Source organism: Catenovulum sp. 2E275 (genome assembly GCF_025515275.1).
Taxonomy (GTDB): domain Bacteria; phylum Pseudomonadota; class Gammaproteobacteria; order Enterobacterales; family Alteromonadaceae; genus Catenovulum.
The window spans coordinates 23,936-31,245 of sequence record NZ_JAOPFU010000044.1; the positions used below are offsets into that span (position 1 = coordinate 23,936).

At 35.9% G+C, this 7,310-nt stretch carries 5 protein-coding genes and 1 pseudogene; all 6 read left to right on the forward strand.

The features are described from left to right. Positions 1-73 precede the first annotated feature (73 nt). The 6 genes and pseudogenes from N7931_RS16130 to N7931_RS16155 all read left to right on the forward strand — a co-directional run bounded on the left by N7931_RS16130 (position 74) and on the right by N7931_RS16155 (position 7,152). Positions 74-1,081, forward strand: a pseudogene (locus N7931_RS16130) (response regulator). Then, positions 1,081-2,058, forward strand: a complete 978-nt coding sequence (locus tag N7931_RS16135; RefSeq protein WP_262795383.1) for a sensor domain-containing diguanylate cyclase — start codon at positions 1,081-1,083, stop codon at positions 2,056-2,058. The pseudogene N7931_RS16130 and the gene N7931_RS16135 overlap by 1 nt, the downstream one beginning before the upstream one ends. Before the next feature lie 21 nt (positions 2,059-2,079). Continuing rightward, on the forward strand, positions 2,080-3,756 hold the full coding sequence (locus N7931_RS16140; protein ID WP_262795384.1) for an alanine/glycine:cation symporter family protein: 1,677 nt from the start codon (positions 2,080-2,082) through the stop codon (positions 3,754-3,756). A 3-nt stretch (positions 3,757-3,759) separates the two neighbouring features. Then, the gene (locus N7931_RS16145) at positions 3,760-4,086 is read left to right on the forward strand and encodes a zinc ribbon domain-containing protein (protein WP_262795385.1); all 327 of its coding nucleotides are present in this window, start codon (positions 3,760-3,762) and stop codon (positions 4,084-4,086) included. Next, a complete protein-coding gene (locus tag N7931_RS16150) occupies positions 4,086-4,364 on the forward strand; it encodes a YeaC family protein (protein WP_262795386.1) in 279 nt (92 codons plus the stop codon). Before N7931_RS16145 ends, N7931_RS16150 begins: the two co-directional genes overlap by 1 nt. Beyond that, on the forward strand, positions 4,354-7,152 hold the full coding sequence (locus N7931_RS16155) for a DUF349 domain-containing protein (RefSeq protein ID WP_262795387.1): 2,799 nt from the start codon (positions 4,354-4,356) through the stop codon (positions 7,150-7,152). The genes N7931_RS16150 and N7931_RS16155 overlap by 11 nt, the downstream gene beginning before the upstream one ends. Positions 7,153-7,310: the final 158 nt, after the last annotated feature.

The following is a 7,310-nucleotide window of genomic DNA, read 5'->3' on the forward strand; positions in this document are numbered from 1 at the left end:
TTTAGAAATTTGTTGTCGGCAGCCTTAAAATCAGCTAGGTTTAATTAACTCAACTCAATAAAAAATAATAATTATGGCAATTTCTGTATTAATTTGTGATGACTCTGGTTTCGCAAGAAAACAAATGGCCCGGGCACTGCCTGATAACTGGGATGTTGAAGTGAGCTTTGCCTGTAATGGGGAAGAAGCAATTCAGGCAATTTCAGAGGGTAAAGGCGAAGTTGTATTTTTAGATTTAACTATGCCTGTTATGGATGGTATTCAAACTCTCACCTATATTAGAGAACACGATTTAAATGCTATGGTTATCGTTGTTTCTGGCGATATTCAGCCCGAAGCTCAAACTCAGGTTAGCCAGTTAGGCGCACTGGATTTTATTCAAAAACCTATCAGTAAAGAAAAGTCAGCTGAAGTATTAAAACGCTTTGGTTTGTTGTAATTAACTGATAATGAGAGTGACTGAGTGAATAAACATATTGTATCCATAACAGAAGATCAGCGAGATTGTTATCAGGAAATAGCTAATGTAGCTATGGGGCAAGCCGCAGCTTTGTTAGCCAAGTTACTTGAAGTTAAAGTGATATTACCTATCCCTGTCGTTAACTTAATAGAGGTAAACGAATTAAGAATGGCACTGAGTGGGATCGAAAATTCGGATAAAGTATCTGGTGTGTGTCAAGGATTTATTGGCAATAAAATATCAGGAGAGGCTTTGCTGATATTTAACGATGCCAGTTTATCCGATATTGCTAAACTGCTTAAATACTCTAATGAGTTAGATACATCCTTGGATCTTGAGTTATTAATGGATGTAGCCAATATTTTAATTGGTGCATGTTTACGCGGTATTGGTAGCCAACTCGATGTTAATTTTAGTCAAGGGCATCCTGTTGTTTTAGGTCAACACGTTAATTTATCTGAATTGATTTCAACCAATAACTATCGCTGGAGTAAAACATTAGCGATAGAAATTAATTATAAAATTGAAGGTTATGATATTAATTGTGATTTATTACTTTTATTTGCAGAAGATGCTATCGAAGTTTTAAATAATAAAGTTAATTATTTGCTGGAAGATTAATGACAAATCAAAACATCTCGAACGATGAATTTAAAGAAATTCATTCATTAATGGGGATGCTACAAAATTTGGATGTGGGCTTAGTTGTGCTTGATAGAGAGTACAATATTCAGCTGTGGAATAACTTTATGGAAAGTCACAGTGGCATGAATCCTTACGAAGTCAGAAACCAAAATTTATTTTCGGTATTTCCTGAAATAAATCAAGTTTGGTTTACTCATAAAGCTGAATGTGTGTTTCAGCTCAATACCCGAGCATTTACCACTTGGGAACAAAGACCATATTTATTTAAATTTAAAAATTATCGCCCTATTACTGGTTCAGCTGAGTTTATGTATCAAAATACAACCATTATTCCATTGGACTCTGCGACAGGCCAAGTTGAACGAATCGGAATAATTGTTTATGACGTCACAGATGTTGCGGTTAATAAATTAGAATTAAAAGCGATCAATTCAAAATTTAAACAGCTTTCTAGAGTTGATAAGTTAACAGGTTTATATAATAGAGGGTATTGGGAAGAGTGTTTAATTAGTGAATTTAAACGAGCTAAAAGAACGGAGCAGCCTTGCTCACTTGTTATGTTTGATATTGATCATTTCAAAACAGTTAATGATAAATATGGGCATCCTGCTGGAGATGTAGCTATTAAATTTGTATCAGATGCTTTGGTTAATACGATTAGAGAGACAGACATAGCTGGGCGTTATGGCGGTGAAGAATTTGCTGCTATTTTAATTAATAGTACAGCAGAGCAAGCTGCCGTGTTTGCAGAAAGGTTGAGAGAGTACGTTGAGCAAAGCATACTCGAATATCAAGGTATTAAGTTTAATTTTACTATCAGTCTAGGGGTGGCAGAGGTTGCTTCTGGTACACAAAGTCATAATGAATGGTTAGATACAACTGATCATGCTCTTTATTACGCAAAAGAACACGGCCGTAATCAGGTACATATTGCAACTAAACAAAAAAATTAACCTGCACTATAAGGAATTGCTGTGCAATCGATTAACGACTTTTTAATCCGCTTAGATACTTATTTAGGCGGAGCTTTTTATTTTCCTTACCTTTTACTTTCAGTCGGCTTATTTTTTACTTTATATCTTGGCTTTCCTCAACTCCGTTTTTTTAAAGCCGGCTGGCAAACCTTATTTGCTAAATCTCATCAAAATCAATCGGGAGATACTTCCCACTTTCAGGCGTTATCAACGGCATTATCTGGCACTGTGGGGACAGGTAATATAGGCGGTGTAGGTTTAGCCATTTTTTTGGGCGGGCCTGCGGCTTTATTTTGGATGTGGATGACTGCGTTTTTAGGGATGACAACCAAGTATGTCGAGGTCACTTTATCACACAAATATCGGGTAAAAACGCAAGACGGTACCATTGCTGGTGGTCCTATGTATTACATGGACAGAAAATTAAATGCCAAATGGCTGGCTATTATTTTTGCATTTGCAACTATCTGTAGTGCATTTGGCACAGGTGCATTACCGCAAATTAATAATATTGCGATGGCCATGCAAACCAGTTTTGATGTTGAACCTATGCTAACCGGCGGTGTTTTAGCTTGTTTATTAGCCTTTGTGATTATTGGTGGCATTACCCGAATCGCTAAAATTACTTCTAAAATTGTGCCTTTTATGGCTGTATTGTATTTAGTTGCTGGTTTAGTGGTGATTATTTATAACTATCAAAATTTAGTGCCTTCTTTTTTAGCTGTATTTAAGCAGGCATTTACTGGCAGCGCCGCAGCAGGGGGCTTTTTAGGGGCCAGTTTTGCTTATGCATTTAACCGTGGGGTGAATCGCGGTTTGTTTTCAAATGAAGCCGGACAAGGCTCTTCACCAATAGCGCATGCCAGCGCTAAAACAGATGAGCCGGTAAAAGAAGGTATGGTTGCCGTGTTAGAGCCATTTATTGATACCATTTTACTGTGCACTTTAACCGGTATGGTGATTTTATCGTCAGGCGTATGGCAACAAAAATTTTTAAATGAATTTGATCGTTCAGATATGCAATTTGTGCAAGGTATTTACCAGCAAACCTCAACTCAGGACAAAGCAGAGTTAGGTAAATGGTTAAACCAGCAAAGTGGACATCAAATTGAATTATATTCGGGCGAATTAGAAATTAATAACGGCCAGTTGGTTGATTCAGCACAAGTGACTTTAATTAATGCTCGTTCAATTGCGGAAAATGTGCGTTTTGAATATATTGGTGGCCATTTGTTTAATGGCAATATCACCATAAAAGATGGTAAGTTAGCTGAGCAGGAATTGGTTGTAAAAGGGGAATCTTTATTACATTCAACCGCGCTCACTGCAAAAGCATTTAGCCAAAGTTGGTTTGGTCAATATGGCGAATATGTGGTAACAATAGGGATTTTACTGTTTGCATTTTCAACCGCAATTTCATGGAGTTATTATGGTGACAGAGCTATGGTTTACTTATTTGGCCATGGTTCGGTTATTTATTTTAGAATAACTTATGTGGTCGGTTTTTTTATTGCTTCTTTTGTAGATACAACTTTAATTTGGAACTTAGCAACCATTACAGTGGTATTAATGACATTGCCAAATTTATTTGCGCTTGTATTATTACGCAAAGATATTAAGTCGACCCAGCAGGCTTATTTACACCAGTTAAAACATTCAAACGATCGAGAAAATTAATTTATGGCGTTAATGCATTGCCCCAAGTGTGATAAAAAAATTTCAGATAAAGCAGAAAGTTGTCAGTTCTGTCAGCATGTTTTAGTAGCAGATCCGGAAAAAATTGAGAGCGAACGCAGAATTAACCGGATTAAAAAATCTTCAAACTTAATGACTCAGTCATTTATTGCATTGATTTTATTTATTGGTGGCTTGGCTTACACCGCTTGGTATACCGATGACGGCACATCAAACGATAAAATAATCGCCCAAGTGGTGACTGCTATTTCATTTGTCTGGTATTTAGTAACCCGCATCCGAATTATGTTATTTAAACGGTCTAAACAATAATGGATCTTTTAACAACAATAGAAAACATGCCCGAATCTGTTTATTTAAAATTAAAACAGGCAGTTGAGTTAGGTAAATGGGATAACGGAATCGCTTTATCTAATGAACAGAAATCTACCTGTTTGCAAACGGTTATGGCTTGGCAAGCTAAGCATTTAAATTCAACAGAACATTTTACGATTGGCTCGAATGGCCAAATAATAGAACAAAGCAAAGCTGAACTAAAAAGGGAAATGGCAGAGCAGCAAATTATCAGGTTTAACTCCAATGATTTTTAAAAATATTTTTAAACCCAAATGGCAGCATAAAGATCCGGTTGTCAGAGCTCAGGCATTACAGCAATTAGACGATCAAAGCATTTTAAATGAAATAGCTAACCGAGATGTTGAAGCGCATGTAAGACGCAAAGCCCTTGAAAAAATGGCATCATTTGCCGCTTGGGTTAACGCAATGGAAAAAGATTCTGATCAACATTTGCAAAAAATTGCAGCAGAAAAAGTGAAGCTGGCAGTATTAGGTGCCGATTCAAATAAACTGACTTGCAGCCAAGAAGAAGTGAAAAACTTTTTATTAAACACACATAATAATCAGTTACTTGAGGAAGTTGTTCGACGAAGTTCAGATCAATCTTTACGTTTAACCTTATTAAAAAAGTTAAATAAAGAAGCACTATTAATTGATTTAGTATACAGAGAAGCACAAGCTGAAATTGCTCATTATTGTTATGCTCAAGTAATAGAGACACTAAAAAGCAATCCTAAACAGCTTGAAAAAATTGCTAATAAAGCGGCATCCATTGAAGTTAGACAATTAGCCTTAGCGGAACTTGAACAGGTTAAGTTAGCTAAAGAAAAACCAGTCGAGCTAAAAAAAGAGCTTACTTTAATTTTAAGTCAGCTATTAGCGCTTAAAGACAAAACCGATTATTTACAAGTTCAGCAAGATGGCGAATTGTTAGTTAGTAAATGGCAATGCAAACAAGCTGAGTTGAGTTATTTAACGGACGAGGAACAAGCAGAGTTTAAACAAAAATATCAGACAATTTGTGACAAACTAGAATCTTCGACAGATAAACTCAAACAAGCGTATTTAACTGAAAAAGCAAAACAAGATGCAATTGAGCAACGTAAAACTTTAGTTGAAAATACAGAACAGCAGATCACGATTATTGATCAGAAAATCGCTGAGGCCATTTCTCATTCTGGTGATGCAGAGCAAAAGCAATTATTAGATTTGATTGAATCTTGTAAATTAACACTTGAGCAAAGCCACGAAACGGGTCGGGATATTGAGCACCTGTTTAATCAATTAAATGAATATCAGGTTAATGTACAACACCTTGACCAATTTACAGAGCAAGTAGCCCAAGCTACCAGAAGCTTAACTCAGTTGTCACAAAAAGAAATACCAAGCTCGCTGGCAGAGTATGATGCGACGCAAGCTTATTTTCGTGAATGGCTGGCGCAATGGCGTAAAAACCAAAAAGCACTATTATTCCCATTGCCAGATTCGTTAGCTCAAAGCAGTAAAGCGCTGATTAAAGCATGGCAAGAGGCGGTTAATGAAATTGAAGCCGAACAAAACAAAAAAACAAAACGTTTGTTTGCAAAAATCAGAGAGCTTAAAAGTTTAATCAGAGCTGGTAAATATAATGCGGCTTTTGGTTTGTACCGAAAAATGAGTCAATGGCATGATGAACTGAGTGAACTGAATAAAACCAAAGTGGAACATGAATTAGCTCAGGTTAACGAGCAAATATCAGATTTGGAGGATTGGAAAGCTTATATTGGCTTGCCGCGTAAACAGGAGTTATTACAAGAAGTTAAAGCTTTAGTTGATTCACCGATGGATGATTTACAAGCTCAGGCTGAAAAAATTAAATTTGCCCGACAAACTTGGCTAGTTTTAGGTAATGTTGATTCGGCAGAAAATACTCAGTTAAACCAAGAATTTGATCAATTAACTGAACAAGCTTTTGCACCATGCCGAGCGTTTTATGCCGAGCTTGAACAGCAAAGGCAAGAAAATTTAAAACTCAAAGAAGCAATCATAGAGCAACTCACCGAATTACAAGCTAATTTTGAAACCAATTCATCTTTAAATGAACTTGGTAAACAATTATTTCAAATTCAATCGCAATGGAACAAAATTGGCCCAATTGATAAATCCATTTATAAATCCATTAACCAAAAGTTTTATACTTTGATTGATCCGTTAAAAACGAAAGTCGCGGATTATCAAAAAAATAATGCACTGCTGAAAACACAATTAATTGAAAAAGCAGAAGCAAAGGTTAAAACAAGCGAAGATATAAATGAATTAACCAATGAGTTAAAGCTGTTACAAAATCAATGGAAAGAAATTGGTTTTGCCGGTAAACATAAAGAAAATAAGCTTTGGAGTAAATTCCGGGCAATTAATGATGCGGTATTTAATCAAAAACAAGCCGAGTATCAAGCTCAAAAACAAAAGCAGGGTGAAGCTTATGACAAGCTAAGTGCAAGTTTATCTATACTTGAGCAACAAATTACCGAGAATCTATCTACCCCAGACGAACTTAAAGCCAACCTCAATGAGCTGGATTTTAGCTCAGTCAATAAAGTGCAATTTGAAAGGTTAATTAAATGGCAAAAGTCTTTATTAGCCAAAATTGATGCTGTGCAAGAAAAAGCCATAGCACAACAGCATACAGCCGAAATGGCGACTTTATTCAGCTATCTTGAAAATTTAGGTGTAGGAAAAGCAGACTCTGAACAAACCAGTAATCCAATTGATTTAAGCCAGTTAAACCTAACTTGGCAAAATCTAATTAAAGCGAATCAAAAGTTATCAGCCGATACCGACAGCCAAAAAGAGATTACGATTAAGATCGAAATTATCAAAAATCAACCCATACCAACAGAAGATACAGAGCTTAGAATGCAATTACAGGTGCAAATGCTATCAGATAAAATGAATAGCGGAGATACTTATAACGCAGAGCAATTATTAATTAACTGGATTGAATGTGGTTTAGATGGTTTATCACCTTTATTAATCGAGCGGGTTAAAAATTGCTTTTTATAAAAGTAATCTAATCATTATTAAGAAAAAGCGGTAATAATTGCCGCTTTTTTGTTTGTTTTGTACGTTAATTAACCGAACGATAAAAAAAAAGAAATAAATTCAAAAAAAGCGTTGACGGGGTTTGTTTTGTCCCTATAATGCGCCCCCACAACGCAGCG